This window comes from Parashewanella sp. 2210YD4-3 (genome assembly GCF_056591735.1).
Genome location: NZ_JBWQOG010000007.1, coordinates 14,824 through 32,290, shown reverse-complemented (window position 1 = coordinate 32,290; position 17,467 = coordinate 14,824). Strand labels below are relative to the sequence as shown.

At 39.8% G+C, this 17,467-nt stretch carries 17 protein-coding genes; 6 read left to right on the top strand and 11 right to left on the bottom strand.

Features of this window, described 5'->3' with window-relative positions:
* Together purK and AC1EU0_RS11665 are read left to right on the top strand one after the other, a co-directional pair.
* Positions 1 to 1,086, top strand: a complete 1,086-nt coding sequence (gene purK / locus AC1EU0_RS11670) for a 5-(carboxyamino)imidazole ribonucleotide synthase (protein WP_480302575.1) — start codon at positions 1 to 3, stop codon at positions 1,084 to 1,086.
* Between the two features lie 335 nt (positions 1,087 to 1,421).
* Entirely contained in the window at positions 1,422 to 2,669 is a 1,248-nt protein-coding gene (locus AC1EU0_RS11665; protein ID WP_480302574.1) for a sensor domain-containing diguanylate cyclase, read from the top strand.
* On the opposite strand, the gene AC1EU0_RS11660 is transcribed toward AC1EU0_RS11665, so the two are convergent.
* Genes AC1EU0_RS11660 through gshA form a run of 3 tightly spaced genes read right to left on the bottom strand, consistent with a single transcriptional unit; the run spans position 2,666 to position 5,280 of the window.
* The gene (locus AC1EU0_RS11660) at positions 2,666 to 3,304 is read right to left on the bottom strand and encodes a transglycosylase SLT domain-containing protein (protein WP_480302829.1); all 639 of its coding nucleotides are present in this window, start codon (positions 3,302 to 3,304) and stop codon (positions 2,666 to 2,668) included. The genes AC1EU0_RS11665 and AC1EU0_RS11660 overlap by 4 nt on opposite strands.
* Positions 3,270 to 3,701: a hypothetical protein gene (locus AC1EU0_RS11655; protein WP_480302573.1), complete on the bottom strand. Its 432-nt coding sequence runs from the start codon at positions 3,699 to 3,701 to the stop codon at positions 3,270 to 3,272. The genes AC1EU0_RS11660 and AC1EU0_RS11655 overlap by 35 nt, the downstream gene beginning before the upstream one ends.
* Before the next feature lie 4 nt (positions 3,702 to 3,705).
* Entirely contained in the window at positions 3,706 to 5,280 is a 1,575-nt protein-coding gene (gene gshA, locus AC1EU0_RS11650; RefSeq protein WP_480302571.1) for a glutamate--cysteine ligase, read from the bottom strand.
* Positions 5,281 to 5,595: 315 nt separating this feature from the next.
* On the opposite strand from gshA, the gene AC1EU0_RS11645 reads away from it, so the two are divergent.
* Both AC1EU0_RS11645 and AC1EU0_RS11640 read left to right on the top strand, forming a co-directional pair.
* On the top strand, positions 5,596 to 6,855 hold the full coding sequence (locus AC1EU0_RS11645) for a dicarboxylate/amino acid:cation symporter (RefSeq protein ID WP_480302570.1): 1,260 nt from the start codon (positions 5,596 to 5,598) through the stop codon (positions 6,853 to 6,855).
* A gap of 238 nt (positions 6,856 to 7,093) precedes the next feature.
* Positions 7,094 to 7,873 carry a hypothetical protein gene (locus AC1EU0_RS11640; protein WP_480302569.1) on the top strand — a complete coding sequence of 260 codons (780 nt, stop codon included), beginning with the start codon at positions 7,094 to 7,096 and terminating at the stop codon, positions 7,871 to 7,873.
* A gap of 63 nt (positions 7,874 to 7,936) precedes the next feature.
* Here the strand turns inward: AC1EU0_RS11640 and maiA are convergent, their stop codons facing one another.
* From maiA to phhA, 5 genes are all read right to left on the bottom strand, one after another.
* Positions 7,937 to 8,596, bottom strand: coding sequence for a maleylacetoacetate isomerase (gene maiA, locus AC1EU0_RS11635; protein ID WP_480302568.1), 660 nt, complete (start codon positions 8,594 to 8,596; stop codon positions 7,937 to 7,939).
* A 57-nt stretch (positions 8,597 to 8,653) separates the two neighbouring features.
* Entirely contained in the window at positions 8,654 to 9,640 is a 987-nt protein-coding gene (locus AC1EU0_RS11630) for a fumarylacetoacetate hydrolase family protein (protein ID WP_480302567.1), read from the bottom strand.
* A 199-nt stretch (positions 9,641 to 9,839) separates the two neighbouring features.
* Complete coding sequence (tyrR, locus tag AC1EU0_RS11625) at positions 9,840 to 11,387, bottom strand: transcriptional regulator TyrR (RefSeq protein ID WP_480302566.1); 1,548 nt, start codon at positions 11,385 to 11,387, stop codon at positions 9,840 to 9,842.
* 221 nt (positions 11,388 to 11,608) lie between these two features.
* A complete protein-coding gene (locus AC1EU0_RS11620; protein WP_121837196.1) occupies positions 11,609 to 11,947 on the bottom strand; it encodes a 4a-hydroxytetrahydrobiopterin dehydratase in 339 nt (112 codons plus the stop codon).
* Positions 11,948 to 12,160: 213 nt separating this feature from the next.
* Complete coding sequence (gene phhA / locus AC1EU0_RS11615) at positions 12,161 to 12,967, bottom strand: phenylalanine 4-monooxygenase (RefSeq protein ID WP_480302565.1); 807 nt, start codon at positions 12,965 to 12,967, stop codon at positions 12,161 to 12,163.
* 203 nt (positions 12,968 to 13,170) lie between these two features.
* Here phhA and napF point away from each other — a divergent pair, with 203 nt between their 5' ends.
* Both napF and AC1EU0_RS11605 read left to right on the top strand, forming a co-directional pair.
* Positions 13,171 to 13,653, top strand: a complete 483-nt coding sequence (gene napF, locus AC1EU0_RS11610; protein ID WP_480302564.1) for a ferredoxin-type protein NapF — start codon at positions 13,171 to 13,173, stop codon at positions 13,651 to 13,653.
* Positions 13,654 to 13,758: 105 nt separating this feature from the next.
* On the top strand, positions 13,759 to 14,145 hold the full coding sequence (locus AC1EU0_RS11605; protein WP_480302563.1) for a bactofilin family protein: 387 nt from the start codon (positions 13,759 to 13,761) through the stop codon (positions 14,143 to 14,145).
* Positions 14,146 to 14,404: 259 nt separating this feature from the next.
* On the opposite strand, the gene AC1EU0_RS11600 is transcribed toward AC1EU0_RS11605, so the two are convergent.
* From AC1EU0_RS11600 to galU, 3 genes are all read right to left on the bottom strand, one after another.
* Positions 14,405 to 15,076 (bottom strand): DUF2982 domain-containing protein, encoded by a 672-nt coding sequence (locus AC1EU0_RS11600; RefSeq protein ID WP_480302562.1) that lies wholly within the window; start codon positions 15,074 to 15,076, stop codon positions 14,405 to 14,407.
* 65 nt (positions 15,077 to 15,141) lie between these two features.
* Positions 15,142 to 16,497 carry a phosphoglucosamine mutase gene (gene glmM / locus AC1EU0_RS11595; RefSeq protein ID WP_480302561.1) on the bottom strand — a complete coding sequence of 452 codons (1,356 nt, stop codon included), beginning with the start codon at positions 16,495 to 16,497 and terminating at the stop codon, positions 15,142 to 15,144.
* Positions 16,498 to 16,546: 49 nt separating this feature from the next.
* The gene (gene galU / locus AC1EU0_RS11590; protein ID WP_480302560.1) at positions 16,547 to 17,431 is read right to left on the bottom strand and encodes a UTP--glucose-1-phosphate uridylyltransferase GalU; all 885 of its coding nucleotides are present in this window, start codon (positions 17,429 to 17,431) and stop codon (positions 16,547 to 16,549) included.
* Positions 17,432 to 17,467: the final 36 nt, after the last annotated feature.

Here is a 17,467-nt window from a genome sequence, read left to right as displayed (position 1 = left end):
ATGAACAGCAAACCAAAATTATGGGTACTTGGTAACGGTCAACTCGGAGCCATGTTAAAACAAGCAGCCAATCCTTTAGCAGTTGATGTTGAAGCCGTTGATATTGTCAATCCTAGTAACGAACAGTTACCCATTAAGCCGACTGACATCATCACTGCAGAACGTGAAATGTGGCCAATTTCAGAGACAAGCAAGCAATTAAGCGAGCATCCTAATTTCATCAATCATGATATTTTTGCACTTTTAGCCGATCGCTACCCTCAAAAAAGCATGCTAGATCGCCTAAATATTGCTACGGCTCCATGGCAGCTAGTAACAGATGAAACCAATAAGTCAGGCCTTCATAGTGCTCTTGGTGACAATGTTCTTCTTAAACGTCGAACTGGTGGCTATGATGGAAAAGGACAACATTGGTTAAGGGTAAATGACAACCCTCAAATACCTAGCGAATGGAGCAATGAGTGCATTGCCGAACAAGGTATACCTTTTGACGAAGAAGTTTCTTTAGTTGGAGTGCGATTAAAAGACGGGCGCTGCGTTTTTTATCCCCTAACTTTGAATCATCATCAAAATGGTATATTGATGATGTCTATTTCCTCACTGCCACGCCTTGAACATCTTCAATCTAAAGCTGAAGCCATGTTATCCACTATCATGAATGATCTTGATTATGTTGGTGTTATGGCCATGGAATGCTTCCGTGTTGGAGATAAACTATTGGTCAACGAACTTGCTCCACGTGTTCATAATTCAGGACACTGGACACAAGCAGGTTGTGCTATTAGCCAATTTGAGTTACATGTTCGTGCCATGATGGAGTTACCCGTTCCAGAGCTAAAGGTTAACTTCCAAAGTGCAATGGTTAACTTAATTGGCGTTGATTATGACGAGCATTGGCTTGAACTTCCAAATGCTGAGCTGTATTGGTATAGAAAAGAAGTAAGGCCCGGTCGTAAAGTTGGTCATATCAATTTATCATTGCAAGACAAAGGTTTATCAATAAACTCGTTAAATAAGCTCAAAGCTATGCTACCGGAGCATTATCAAGCCCCTATTGATTGGTTGATGACTGAGATTAATGCATAGTATCTACTAATTAACCATGCCTAAGCTAAAGCCCTAGCAACTCTAGGGCTATGATTCATAACAGCACCAGCTTAACACTTTCCTTCACAGTATAACTGTCGAATATTTATCATCCTCAACAATTGTATCTATCAATTAAAATAGTAAATTCGGTAGATAATATGCGAAAATACTTTCTTTGATGTAGATCATAAACCATGCACCTCTTCTAAATCTGCTATAGAGCTTTAGTTTTCTTCCAAGTAAACTGCATATATAGTCGTTTATAAAAATGAATTGTGATTTCGCATTTCAATAAAAAGTGCATCATAAGTACTTAGTATGGATATCTAGTAGTGAAGCAGAAAGATAATTTAAAATCTAAGCAAATTGACCGTGTAGACATTCGCTACCACATCATCCTCTTAGTTTGCCCACTGCTTTTAATTATTTTCAGCTTTGAGCTACTTAACCCTTTAGGCACTAATAACTTTTTAAGCATTACGTTCATTTTTTTGATTTATGTCCTTGGCTATAGTCTCAGCTATTACCTTCATCAAAGCCGCCTGCATAGGTTATGGCAACATTTAGAACGTGTACTTAGTATCAACGAGGCCACTTACGAATTAGTTAAGCTCTCAAATCACTATCATGATCAACAAGACTTTTTAGATGCTCTATTGAAAAAATCGATTCGTTCTATCAATGGTGCGGAAATGGGTAGCATCGTGGTTCTTGATCATGACACTAATAAATTAACTTATGAATCTGTTGTAGGTGTTGATCAAAGTAAGCTAAATAAGGTGGATTTCCATTTGGAAGATTCTTTCCAATATCAGCTTTCAAGCGGCAAGTGTGACCGAGTTGTGGTGATTAACGACATCAATGAAATTGGGGCTAACAAAGAACTGTCACAGCAAGCACAAAATATATTTAAAGGAGCGTGCCCTAAACCGATCCGCTCTACCCTTTCGACCCCTATCTACATTGACAACAAATTGTTTGGAATGCTGAATTTAGACAGCAGCCAATACGAAGCGTTTAATGACTACGATAGCAATTTGGTTAGCGTTCTGACTCAAGAAGCTTGTAACGCACTCAGTTTGTACCAAAAAAATAAGCAAATTCATAAGTTAGCTAACTTTGATTCTTTAACTGAACTTTTTAACCGTCAAGCCTTTGAAAAAGAGCTCAAAACTTGGAACCTCAAACCTCACTTAGGCAGTTTTTTGATCCTCATTGATATGGACAATTTAAAAAGCATCAATGATAACCTTGGTCACCAAGCGGGTGATACTGCGATCTTGTCTTTGGCAAATGCACTAAAAAGCAATTTATCCGACGGGGGATTATTAGGCCGTTTCGGTGGAGATGAATTTGCCGTGCTTATTCACGGACCTATAACTCAATTAAAGCAAAAAATCGCTCGTACCCAAAAACAATTAGCGCACGAATCAGGAGTTGAATTTAGCTATGGTATAGCTAAATACGAAAACAACTGGCAGCTTGCTTTTAAAAAAGCAGACTCTGAAATGTATTTACAAAAGCGGGCGAAAACAAACGCCCGCCAGAATAAAACTCAAGATAACCAAAAAGTCAGTTAACCAAAAAACAAACGCCACAACCAAGAACGGTCAAGGTCTTTCTTACATAAGCTATATTGCTTAGCGTATTTATGTGAGCGACTGTTTACTTTGTTAGAAACTCTCAAAAGCCATTTCTTTTTATTTTGAGTACCTCGACGATAACCGCCCCAACCTTCGTGGTAATTGAGGTATTGTCGTTTAGCATCCCACTTAGAAACTCCATTAATTTTATGAGTCTTATAGATGAACCAGCCCATAAAATCCATAGCATCGTCAAAGTTTGAGCGACTTGACCAGCTATTACCAGTTTCTCTTACGTAATCATCCCAAGTCATGGTTTTAGCTTGAGCATATCCGTACGCTGAGCTTGCTCGACCAATTGGAATAAAGCCTAAAAAATATTCCATTGGAGGGGCTGCATTATGCCTAAAAGAACTTTCTTGATACATCATGGCGATTGGGACATGTACCGGTACACCCCATTTATCACGAGCATCTTTAGCGGCTTCGTACCAGCTGCGGTGCTCTTTAAAGATCTCACAGATATTATCAGGATTTTGTGGCGGTGGTGTAGCACAACCTACAAGAGCCAAAAGCCCAATTGAAACAATTCCTCTTTTAATCAGGCGTTCTGTTTTTATTTCCCTGTTTATCACATGTAACCTCTTGCTTTTTCCATGTCACCACTTGCCAATAGTCTGTATTTAATACTCTTGGAGGCAGTGGTTCTTTCAATTTAGCTGCTAAATGGTAACGATAACCTGCGTCAAACGATAGACTACGAGTTTTCGGAACTCGATATTTGAGGGCTATATCAAGATCTGGTGCGTGAATAAGTGCCGCAACCTTGATTTTATGTTCACCTTTAGTCAATTGATAAACTGGCTGAGGTGGTACAGGAACACCATCAATATCAAGGATCATTACTGAGTATAAATTTTGATCCGAATCTGGCACTAAATAACTAGACACTTGGCTACAACTCTGAGGAACTCGGCTAGAGCATGCCATAAGTGTGAACGTTAACATTGCTATTAGTGCCAGCTTCACCCAACTATTCCTTTAGGTAGTGAAAGTAATCTTGCAAATAATCATCAAATGATTGCGTTGATGCCTGCTCTAGTTGCTGTTGTTGTAACAAAGATGTCTCGGCTTGTTGTTGATAATCTGATATTTCAGCATCAGTAAGCGGCATGTTAGATAACTGCTGCTGATATTTGTTAGCCAATGACAACACCCAAGTTCCATGGTCTTTATTTTGATCAACAAATTCTTTCAACACTCTGCCTGACAGAGTCGATTCTGGATTGCTAATGCCTTGTTTCCATAACGCTAAGGCATCATGATATTCTCGAGAACCAGCATCATCCATCAGCTCAGCTAACTGCTCCAACTGCTCAAAAATTTCTGACAACCACTGATTAACTTTTATTGCTTTACCGTCTCGATTCAGCTGCAAATCAGGCTTGCGACCTTGTAAAATAATTTTTTCCAAGTTGGCTGACATCTCTTTCTCATCTAACTCATTGATGTGTTCAGATGGAGACAATAAGCAATGCAGTAAAAATAAGTCTAAAAAGCGTACCTGTTCTTCACTGATACCAAGAGGTGAATAGGGATTCACATCTAACGCTCTTACTTCAATATATTCAACACCACCACGATCTAATGCGTCAGATGGCTTTTCACCTGCTTGAACAACACGCTTCGGACGAATAGGAGCATAAAACTCATTTTCAATCTGCAAAATATTAGCGTTCAGCTGACGATATTCTTCATCTACCCTCACCCCAATACCTGCAAATTTCTCTGAAGGTAATCGAATCGCACGTTTCATTCCTTCTAGATAATCTGACAGCGAGTTATAGCTTATCCCTAGGGTTTCTTGTTCTTTATTGGTGTAGCCTAAATCGCTCATTCGGAGTGATGTAGCAAAAGGTAAATACAATGTACCTTGACCTGACTTTTCGAACGCAAGCTCAGTATCCAGCCCTTTTAAAAATGAGCTACACAGTGCAGGTGACGCACCAAACAAATAAGGGAGTATCCACATTTGTTTGCGGTAATTTCGAATTAAACCAAAATAAGAATCAGAAATGAATTCATCTAGAGACAACTCTTTATTTGATTGCTCATACAAGATATTCCATAAATCTTGGCTAACAGAAAAATTAAAGTGAACACCTGATATGACCTGCATTTGAGCACCATATCTATGAGTCAAACCCGTTCGATATAAAGTCTTCAGCTTGCCGACATTAGACTCACCATATTGCGCAACAGGAATTTTACTTGGTTCTTTAACAAAACAAGGCATACTCACAGGCCATAAAACCTCTGAATCTATGTTGTTAATTGTGTAAATATGAGTTTTCTTTAGATCATTAAATAAACTGGGAATATCGTCAAAAACTGGTGTAATGAATTCTAATAAGGATTCACTATAGTCTGTGGTAATACGAGAATGTGTCAGTGCAGAACCCAGTGCTTTAGAATGAGGCTTTGATGAGAGCTGTCCATCACTTTTCACTCTTAACGCTTCACGCTCAATGCCTCGACGAATACCGCTCAGCGCTCTTTTGCCATATGAATTATCTAAAATGGCAAGGTTTTGACCAAATGTCTTCAAAATAGACTTCTCTCGTTAACTAATTCAGAGTCAAAGATGGGGATTATACTCCTTGACTTCAAGACCACAACAAAGCGTTTAAATAAAACACTTTAACATGTAACAACATCATAGCTGGATTCAAGGTTGTTCAAAATAACACCAAAGAATAAAAACAACTAAATTAATTACTATATGTTATAAAAAAATGACATTTGTTATTGTTAACCTAGTACCGATAGAATAGGAGAAAATAACATTGTTACCTAAAAGTTAGAGATCTGCTGTACCGCTCACTTTCTTTTTATCATCTTGCAATTTAATTATGGACAACTCATGTTTCTACAAAAATTAAAACAGATCCCTTTCTGGCAAAAAGTAATTGCTGGTTTCGTGCTTGGTGCCACGATTGGTCTCATTTTTGGTGAGCAAGCAACAGTATTAAAACCTTTAGGTGATTTATTTATTAGCGCGATAAAAATGTTAGTCGCGCCATTAATTTTCTGTGCCATCGTTACCAGTATTACAGGGCACAACTCTGCTGACGGTAGCCTTAAATGGTTAACCGCCAAAACCCTTACCATGTTTATGATAACCGGTGCTTTAGCTTCTTTAATTGGGTTAACCATAGGTAGCTTAATAGACATGGGAGGCACAATGCAGCTGGCTACCTCTGAAGTACGGGAGCGAAATATCCCCGGTTTTGCACAAGTTTTATTAGATATGATCCCCGTAAACCCATTTGCTGCTTTAGCTGAGGGAAAAGTCTTACAAATTATCGTATTTGCTGCATTAATAGGTATTTCAATAAATAAGGTTGGTGAAAAAGCGCAGCCTCTGAAACAAGCCATTGATGCAGGTGCTGAGGTAATGTATAGCTTAACAAGCTTAGTGCTGAAGCTGACTCCAATTGGTGTATTTGGATTAATGGCATGGGTTGTTGGTGAATACGGATTATCCACAATGTTACCGTTAGCTAAATTTATTGGCGCCATTTATTTAGCCGCTTTTATTCACATTATTTTTGTCTACGGTGGTTTTGTCACCTTTGTGGCAAAATTAAGCCCTATTCAGTTTTTCCGTAAAGCTTTACCTGCTCAGTTAGTCGCTTTTACTACTGCATCCAGTTTTGGCACTTTACCTGCAAGTACGCGCAGCACTGAATCTATGGGAGTATCTAAAGGCTACCGTTCATTTGTACTACCTTTGGGTGCTACAATGAATATGGATGGTTGTGGCGGAATTTATCCTGCAATCGCGGCTATCTTTATCGCTCAAATTTATGGTATCCCATTAGATACAACCGATTATGTGTTAATCGCAATTACAGCAACCGTTGCTTCAATTGGTACAGCCGGTGTTCCAGGAAGCGCCATGGTGATGCTAACGGTAACACTAGGTGTTATTGGTTTGCCACTTGAAGGCATTGCCTTTATTGCAGCAATAGACAGAGTAATTGATATGATCCGCACTGCAACTAATGTTACCGGAGATATGATGACAGCTGTTGTTGTAGGTAAATCAGAAGGACAGCTGGATGAAGAAAGATTTTATTCAAATGACCCACTACCTGATGACCACAAGCAAGTAGCTTGACGATAGCTTTTGTTGGGCTGAATAATGCTGTTTAGCCCACAATTTCATTAATCAAATGACATTCTTTTCTTCAATTAACCCTCTGAAATCCCCATTAATTCAGCACTTTTTAGGTTAACAAAGTTTAAGCTGCATTTTAGAGACTCGACTATATACTTTAGTGTACATATCAGCCATGGCTGAATTACAGTCTATATTCATGCAATGGCTTTTTTGATCATCATAATGAGGTGATAACATGGCATTTGGCACAGGTTTAAATCCTGCAGCGGCTGCACAAGCGGCCTATCCACAACCCGCAGCATCAGCTGTACCTAGCGTTTATTCACAACAAGATGGAATGCTAACGGTTTTTAATCAGATTATGGCAATTTTTGACAGTGAGCCAGATACTCGCTTTTATCAAGATCCACAACGTGGTGAAGTTAGAACTTTACTTCATCAATTAATATTGGAGCCTGATCAAGGAACTGCTTTTAGCGCATTCGGCTCAATTGCCCAAATGATATCTGATTCTCAATCCCAGACTCAATTGGTTATCAACAAACCAAAACCTCAATCATCAGCTAGTTCTTCAGCTGCTGAAACTGTTATATTCGGTTTGCGCTTTGCTGATGGAACAGAAGCCGATGTAAACCGTTTCGATGATGTAGAAAGCTCAAAAGTTACTGAACTTCAAGCTGAACCCAAAGTAATCATAAATGAATTTGGTTCTGACGATAAGCAACCTAATTACCGTAAAGGCTTTGACGGTGGATTGCGTGGTGCAACAAACCCTATTATTCGAAAAAACTATGCATTACCTGCACAACACAATGGTTTAGCAGATGATAAACCTACTTCGGTTGTCAAGGGCGACGGTGTTGAAGCTACCGAAGCAAATACTAAGGAACAGATAAGAAAGCTTCAGCATGAAGCTGATGTTGAAAAAGCTAGACAACAACTTTCAAACACGCAACTACAAAACAGTAAAGAATCCGCAAATAAAGAGCAAAATAAGAAAGCACAAAACAATTAACTAGATTAGTTTTGTTGAAATGATTGGCATAAGGGCAAACTCAATGTTTGCCCTTTTTTATGTCTAAATAACCGCATCTTCCTGATTTTCAGGCAATGCCTTGTCGAACGATTCTAATTGATTACAGTTATCCCAAATTCGAGTAATATTTGGATAAGTCGTTAAGTCAACATTAAACCGCTTCGCGTTATAGACTTGTGGGATCAAACACACATCCGCTAGTGTTACCAAATCACCAAAGCAATACTGACCACTGTGTTGCTCTAACAACACTTCTAGCGCTTTAAATCCTTTGTGGATCCAGTGGTGATACCACTCTGACTTTTGCTCATCATTCACTTCTAACTCATTAGACAAATATTGAAGGATGCCTAGATTATTTAACGGGTGCACATCACAAGCCACCAGCAACGCCATACTATTAACTACAGCACGAGCGGCCGCAAGTTCAGGTAGGAGTTTAACATCTGGAGCAACTTGCTCTAGATAATCAATAATTGCGAGTGATTGAGTAAGTTTTAACTCACTTCCAGAAGCCACATCTTTAGCAACTAAAGTTGGCACTAACTCTTGCGGATTAAGATCCATATATTCTGGTTTATGTTGCTGACCACCGTCTTTAACCAAATGTACTGAAATATGCTCAGCCTGCAACCCTTTTAAATTAAGTGCGATGCGAACACGATAAGCGGCACTTGATCGCCAATAACCATAAAGTTTCATTTTATTGTTCCCAACGTAAAACGGGGCATAAAGCCCCGTAAAGTTTTCAAGTTTTGATTAAGCCTTGTACTCAACCACTTTTTGATCAATTGAACCAAAAATGCTGTTACCTTGATCATCAAACATTTCAATACGAACACGATCACCAAATTTCATAAATGAAGTGCTTGGTTTTCCGTCAGCGATGGTTTCAAGCATACGTTTTTCAGCTAGGCAGCTTGAACCTGCGCTACGATCGTAGTTTGAAATTGTACCTGAACCAACGATTGCACCAGCGCCCATTGGGCGAGTTTTCGCAACGTGAGAAACCAAAGTTGCAAAATCGAAAGTCATATCTACGCCGGCATTTGGGCGGCCAAATAATTCTCCATTCAAGTGAGTTACAAGAGGTAAGTGAACCTTGCTTTCTTGCCACTTATCACCTAGCTCATCAGGAGTAATCGCTACTGGAGAAAAACTGCTTGATGGCTTAGATTGGAAGAATCCAAAGCCCTTAGCAAGTTCACCAGGAATTAATCCACGTAAAGATACGTCATTGACTAACATTAACAGTTTAATGTGACTAGCAGCCTTATCTGAAGTAACGCCCATAGGTACATCATCAGTAACTACCGCAATTTCAGATTCAAAATCGATTCCCCATTTTTCGCTGCCTAGCTCAATATCAGCACGTGGCGCAATAAAGCAATCTGATCCACCTTGATAAACGAGAGGATCAGTCCAAAATGTTTCTGGCATTTCAGCATTACGAGCCTTACGAACAAGTTCAACATGGTTTACGTATGCACTACCATCGGCCCACTGGTATGCACGAGGGAAAGGAGAAAGGCACTGGCTTTCATTAAAATCAACAGTATTTTCTAATTGACCATCATTTAATGCTTCATACAGCTCTTTCAGTTGTGGCTCAAGCAAATCCCATGAGTCCATTAACTGTTGCATGGTATGAGCAATTGCTGGAACTGCAACAGCTTTGGTAAGGTCTCGGCTAACCAACATCAATTGTCCATCACGGCGACCGTTATTATAAGTAGCTAATTTCATGAATACTCCTAAGTAGGGTTGCAAAAGTCTTATTTTCAGAGGGAGTCTAAAGACTTAAGCCTTATTTAAATTATTTGGTGTATATCAATACCGTAAATTTAGAAAAAAGAAAACAGCGTGAACTGAATCACACTGTTTTTTTTTATCATACCGCTCAAAATGTGTATCAAAGCCACAAATGAGCAGGTTTATTCAGTCATCATTTCTTCTTCGAAATTTGATAATCTCGCAGCTTATTCGCAATGGCGGTATGAGAAACGCCCAATTTTTTAGCAAGCTGACGAGTACTCGGGTAAGCTGGATACAGTCGGCGCAGCAAGCTTGCTTCAAACTGTTTCATCGCTTCATCTAAACTACCTTCGAAATCATTATCAAAATAGCCAAAACCTTCGGCATACGATGGAAGCTTCAGTTGTTCTGGTGTCAGCTCCACACCACCACTATGCATGGTTACAGCCCTAAATATTGCATTTTTCAACTGTCGGATATTACCTGGCCAAGCGTAATTAAGCAGAAGATCTTTACACGGGCCAGAGAGGCGACGAGTTGGACTAGAAAGTTGCTGACTGTAATGCTCAAGAAACATCTCTGTTAAAGGAATGATATCTTGTTTGCGTTCTCTCAATGAAGGGATGTGATAGCTCAACACATTAATTCGATAATACAAAGCTTCTCTGAACTTCCCTTCTTGACATAGTTCAGCCAAGTTTTGTTGAGTTGAACAAATTATTCGAACATCCGCACGGATTTCACTCGTTCCTCCCACTCGGCGGTATGAACCGTCTTGTAGTAAACGCAGAAGCTTGGCCTGAGCGCCTGAGCACATTTCTGCAACTTCATCAAAAAAGATGGTGCCGCCTTTAGCTTCATCGACAAGCCCACGCTTTATCACTTCGCCATCTTCGTAAACACCAAATAACGACTCTTCTGCGATACTGTCTGGCAGAGCGGCACAGTTTATGGCAATAAATGGCTTTTCACGGCGTAAGCTAGCTTCATGGCTCGCTTTGGCCATTAGCTCTTTACCAGTGCCCGTTTCACCCGTGATCAACAATGGCGCATCAAGTTGGGACATACGAGTTGCAGTTGATAATACTTTTTTCATCTGCTCACTGACAGCAAGAACGGTTTCAAAACCAACTATTTGACTTTGCAAAGCATTAAACTGCTTACCTACTCTCGCTGGCGATTTTAATGAAACTACAGCACCTACTAATACTGGCTCGCTTTCGTCTTTTGCCTCATCAGGTAAATATATAGGAAGAACTTCGGCCAAATACTCATTGTTACCAATATGAACACGAGCTGCTTGAGAAAGGCTTTCTGGCTCGGTAAGCCAACGACCAAAGCTAAAACCGTTTACCCATGAACTTAAAGGCTGACCTATCACTTGTTTTTCTTCAAGTTCTAGTGCGAGCAAAGCGGATTCATTGACGATACGAACATTGGATTTTATATCAATAGAGAAAACTAAATCAGGTAAGGTTTTTAGTAAGGTTTTTAAAGCATAATGCTTTTGCTCGGAAGGCATGAAAGAAGCGGTTCTAACATCAGTAACGCTTTCAATTTTTCTTAATTGCGGCATTAACTCACTGAGTGTTTCAAAACCGATTTCCGCAAATTGTAAGTAAATAAACCCAAAGTTGCTCGCATCAATGGCTAATAAGTTAATGCCATATTGCTCTAACACTTCTAATATATCTTTTGCCAAGCCTACACGATCATGGCAACTAATTTCCAAGCGCATAATCCACTATATCCTTTGTCGCTTCTTGGTTACATCCTCAAACTTGGGACAATATACCGATGAGAAGACTGTGGAGAGAAAAGAGGCTATAAGTTATTAGTTTATTACGTTTCTGGCAAGTCTTGTTTACACAATTTTTTCTTAAACATAAAAAAACCAGCATGCTAAATAAATAACATGCTGATTAAATTTAGTTTTTCAATTTGAACTCAAGCTGACAATCAGCTTAATAAATCATCCGTTTTTGCCGCCATAATGAAGTCATTCTTATGAAGACCTTTAATAGAATGTGACCACCATGTTACTGTCACTTTTCCCCACTCGGTAAGAATACCAGGATGATGAAAATCTTCTTCGGCTAGTGCGCCTAATTTATTGGTAAAGGCTAAGGCTTCTTTGAAGTTTTTAAACTTGAATACTCGCTCAAGCTGCATAATGCCATCACGCACTTCTACACACCAGTCAGGTACCATACGAACCAATTCTGCTAATTCTTCATCTGTTACTTTTGGTGCATCTCCGTGGCAAGACACACACTTCATTTGCGATAATTCACTCATTATTGTTCTCCTAACTAAAACTTAGAAAATGCGGTTAAAAACGGTTTTAGGCGCAGAAAAAAACTTTGATAGCAAGGCTTGAGCTGAAGTGAATAGCGATTCTTATTCACAAAGCTCATAACGCAGCTAGCGAAGTTTTTAGCCAGCATACAACCGTTTAGTGTTTATAATTTGTATCTTTTATTTTGTAGCAAACAATCTTTATTTATGCGTTTAACTGCATTTTTTAAGTTTATCTTTTGGTTCAAACTTAGGCTCAAACAGTCCTAATTCTCGCGCCTTGTTCACTGCGCCCATAATATCCATTTTTACAATTTCGTCTAAGTAATCCATGCTTTCTATTAAATAGTAAATAGGCTGCATGATATCAATACGATAAGGTGTTCTCAGAACGCTTAATAAGTCAAACGGCTGAATCTCAGGCTCGTTGCTCATTGCGTACATGGTTTCCCCTGGTGAACTTAATATGCCTCCACCATAGATGTTTAAATCACCTGATGAAGCCTTCATTAGTCCAAATTCTATAGTGAACCAATATAATCGAGCTAAAAATACTCGTTCTTCTTTACTCGCAGCTAAACCAAGTTTCCCATAGGTATGAGAAAAGTTGGCAAAAGAAGGGTTCGTTAATAATGGGCAGTGACCAAAAATTTCGTGAAAAATATCTGGTTCTTGCAGATAGTCAAATTCATCTTTATTTCTAATAAATGTCGCAACAGGAAATTGTTTTGTTGCCAATAATTCAAAGAAACGCCCAAATGAAATCAGTGCGGGTACAGCAGCTGTTTTCCACCCAGTTGTTGCTTGTAAAACCGAATCAATTTCACTTAATTGAGGTATTCGATCTTTTGGCATTTGCAGTTTTTCAATGCCATCTAGATATTCTTTACAGGCTCGGCCAGGTAAATTAACTTCTTGTCGAGCATATAGTTGCTTCCAAGTATCGTGCTCTTCATCGGTATAATGGATAAAGCCATTTTCATCTGGCTCTTTTGCCAAATACTTCGTTCCTTTACTCATTGTTCTTGCTCTTTTTAGTATTGAACTCTTCCTTACATACTGTGCCAAAGTGCTTACTTTGTTAACTAGATCAAGTGTAAAATTGACAGCGATCAAGTTTTCTTTTGTAAAGGGATGATTACAACTGCCATTAAGCTTATGATTTACACACAAATATCATAGGTAATTGCTTGTAGACCTATAACTGAGAATAAGTGCAAAATATGACTAGCAGAGTAAATCTGGGCCGTAGACGATTATTTAGCCGCCGAAAAGTAGACGCTAATCGACCACCTTGGGTAAAAAAGGATATAGAATTTACTGATATTTGCAGTCGTTGCGATGCTTGTATTACCGTCTGTGAAACTAAGATCATCTTCAGAGGAGATGGCGGTTTTCCCGAAGTAGACTTTAATAAGGGAGAATGCACCTTTTGCGAAAAGTGCGTTAATGCTTGTAAAGAGCCCATTTTTGACATTAAACAAGCTCAGCCATGGGAAATTAAAGCGCAAGTTAAGGATAATTGTCTTGCTCATAATGGAGTCTGGTGCCAAAGCTGCCAAGACATGTGTGAACCAGAAGCGATTCGATTTGAATTTAGAATCAATCAAGCCCCCATACCTATCATTGATACTCAAGCCTGCACTGGCTGTGGAGCCTGTGTAGAACCTTGCCCAACTAATGCGATAAAAATTACTGAACTTTAAATTTGGCCACACCACAATTACCGTTAGATTGCAGATATTCTGGCTTGAACATTGTTATTGAGAAAGATACTATCAATAACAATCGAATAAAAAGAGAGCAATCTAATGTTAAGTAAAAAAAATAAATCTTCGGGCTTAACTTACATCGCCGATGGCACTCAAATCACAGGTGATACTGAATTTTCAGGTGACGCTCTCGTTGGTGGATATTTAAATGGAGCCATCAGCTCTAAATCTGTAGTGACGATAGAACAGAGTGGCACAATTGAAGGTGAGCTTAGTTGTAAAGAAGTTAGTATTTCTGGCAAATTTAAAGGAAAACTGAGTTGCGACCGATTAGTTATTACTTCAACAGGGCTCTTTGATGGTGAAGTAAGAAGCGATAGTATTGAAATCTTTGAGGGCGGGCAATTTATAGGCTCTCGCTTTTCTAATCAAGCGATTGAAGATAACGATTCCTATAATGTTACCCCGATAGAGCAAGCTCAATAAAAGCCTGCCTATACTCGTGATACCTGAAGATGCAGGATTTCAGCGAGAATTAATTGCCATTTAGGCAAAGCACTTATCCGTAGAAATAGTTATTCTATTTTAAGGGTAAGTAACGCAGTATAAATGGCAATTAAACTCGCACTGTGTGGGCTTTTCAGCATTGATTCTTCTTTGTTGTGAAACCTTAAATTAGCCCGCTAGTTCTGCGCTTTCACGCCTCGAATAATGCAACGCTGAATAAGCCCTGAAAATTGCATCTTCAAGTATCACGAGTATATGTTTTTTGATGTTGCTGCTGTCGCTGACGCAGCAACTTAATAAAATCTTCTAATTCCCTATCCAAACTATCTGCTGGAATATACAAATGGTAGCCAAGGTGTTCGGATAACATCAAACAGCGGCGGCCAAACATCGCCAATACACCTCGATACCTTTCATCATTGACAGTTAATGGCATAAACTCATGGTTTAGGTAGATTTCTAGTGCTGTGTCATCTCCAGACTGTGCCCCCGCCGTCATCAATAATGGCCTTTGTTCTGTCAGTAAGCCAGTCGCTAATCGTGGTGAAATTGAATCTAATACCTGATTAATGGATTTCACCTTAATACCGACATAGGGTAGCTGGACATGCTCCATGCCCTTATAAACAGAGGGGATGTCTACACGCTGAATATTATCCCACTCTACAGCGAATTGCCCTCTGACATGGTAATAAATAAACCCTGTTGCAGTAAACTCAATGGTCACTTTTGGTTGCCGAAGTTTAGCAATGCCTAAAATAAGAGTCACTGCACCAGTAGCAAAAGCAACAAGAGCAACTACAAACAAGGTGCTGGTTGCAAATAAAAGAAGCCCCGAAAATAATCCGAGGCCACCGATAAAGGTTAAACTGATCCCATTACGCTTTGAGCTAGGGGTTATGTCTGTCATTAAGTCTCACATTTTATAAGTACGTGTAGTTAGACACAGTAAAAGACAACTGTGTCTAACTAATCTTAAGCAGCTTGCTCTACTGCACTTGCAATAAATTCTGCTTGAGATTGTGTAAGATTAAAATTGGTCGATTCAACCATCACTCGAATCAAGGGCTCAGTTCCAGACTTTCTCAACAACACACGACCTTCGTCACCTAAAGTCTTTTCTGCTTGCTCAACAGCAGCCTGAACAGCTAACGAAGCCATTACTTCATTAGCATTATCTGCTTTAAGTCGAACATTAATAAGAACTTGAGGAAGTTTAGTCATTCCAGACTTTAATTCAGCTATGGTTTTGTTAGATAACATCATGGCTTCAAGCACTTGAAGTGATGCTACAATACCATCACCTGTGGTGGTTTCTTCAAGACAAAGAATGTGGCCAGAACCTTCACCACCTAAGCCCCATCCAGTTTCTTTTAGCTGCTCAACCACATAGCGGTCACCGACTTTGGCACGTCTAAATGGAATATCCATTTCTTTCAACGCTAGCTCTAAGCCCAGGTTTGACATTAAAGTACCAACTACACCGCCTTCCAGCGTTCCTGTTTGGTGAGCAGCCTGAGCTAAAATAAACAAGATTTCATCGCCGTCTACGACTTCACCTTGGTGATCAACAAACATCACACGGTCAGCATCACCATCCAGAGCAATACCAACATCAGCACTGTGCTCTATCACCGCTTTTTGTAAGCTGTCTAAGTGAGTCGCACCACATTTTTCGTTGATGTTAAATCCATCAGGCTTGTCATTAATACTGATCACTTCGGAACCAAGCTCTGCATATACTCGATTAGCAATCTGATAAGCAGCCCCATTAGCGGAGTCGACAACAACTTTTAAACCATTTAACGAAAGGTGTTTAGGGAAAGTACCTTTACAAAACTCAATATAACGACCAGCTGCATCATTAATTCGACGTACTTTACCGATTTGTTTGGCTTCAGCGCACGGCATCTCGCCACGTTCGATGGCTTGCTCTAACAAGGCTTCAATTTCTAATTCTTGTTCATCGGTTAATTTGATGCCTGCGTTTGAGAAAAACTTAATGCCATTATCATAATAAGGGTTGTGAGAAGCACTGATCACCACACCTGCATCGGCACGGAACGTCGATGCTAAATAAGCCACAGCAGGTGTTGGCATTGGGCCAATAAGAGCTACATTGATGCCTGCAGCAGTAAAGCCAGCTTGCATCGCGGATTCCAGCATGTAACCACTGATCCGCGTGTCTTTACCCACCAGCACTTCTTTTGTTCCACTAGAAGCTAAAACCGTACCCGCAGCCCAACCAAGCTGCATAGCGAATGTCGGAGTGATAGGAAAGTTACCCACACGTCCACGGACGCCGTCGGTACCAAAATATTTACGAGACATGATATGTCCTTTACTGTCTTAAAGCGAAGAGCGAATACTAACACAAAATTTAGTGTTCAAGTAAGCGCTTCAGCTCTGCTCTAAAGGCTGGACCTAACTTTGCGTCATTCAATGTATATTCGACAAAAGCAGTTACATAACCCAGTTTGTCACCACAATCATGAGACTTACCTGACATATGGAAAGCTTCAACTGTCTCTTGCTCAATGAGCATATCAATCGCATCAGTCAATTGGATTTCATCCCCTGCCCCCATTGGCGTTTTTTCAAGTAACGGCCAAATATTTTTCGACAACACATAACGACCGACAACGGCTAGATTTGACGGGGCTTGATCAGTTTCAGGCTTTTCTACCATTTTTACAATTTGTGTAGACTCTGAAACACTCAAAGATACGCCATCGCAATCAGCTATACCGTACTTGCTTACATCTTCATTAGGTACTGGAGCGACCATAATCTGGCTTGCTTCTGACTCCTTAAACCTCGCTTTCATCGCGGCTAAATTTTCAACTTTTGGGTTTGCAGAGTATTCATCTAAAATAACATCTGGCAACACCACCATAAATGGATTATCCCCAATACAAGGCTTCGCACATAAGATAGCATGGCCAAGGCCTTTCGCTTCGCCTTGGCGCACTTGCATAATAGTGACATCTTTAGGGCAAATTGATTGGATCTCTTCTAAAAGTTGTCGTTTAACCCGCTTTTCTAGCGTTGATTCTAGCTCATAGGATTTATCAAAGTGGTTTTCAATGGCATTTTTACTGGCGTGAGTCACAAGCACGATTTCGGTGACACCGGCAGCAACGCATTCATTCACAATATATTGAATTAATGGTTTATCCACCAAAGGCAACATTTCTTTAGGGATGGCTTTGGTAGCCGGCAACATTCTGGTGCCTAGACCTGCAACGGGGATCACTGCTTTCATTTATATTCCTAGTTATACCGTTTATGACGAAATACC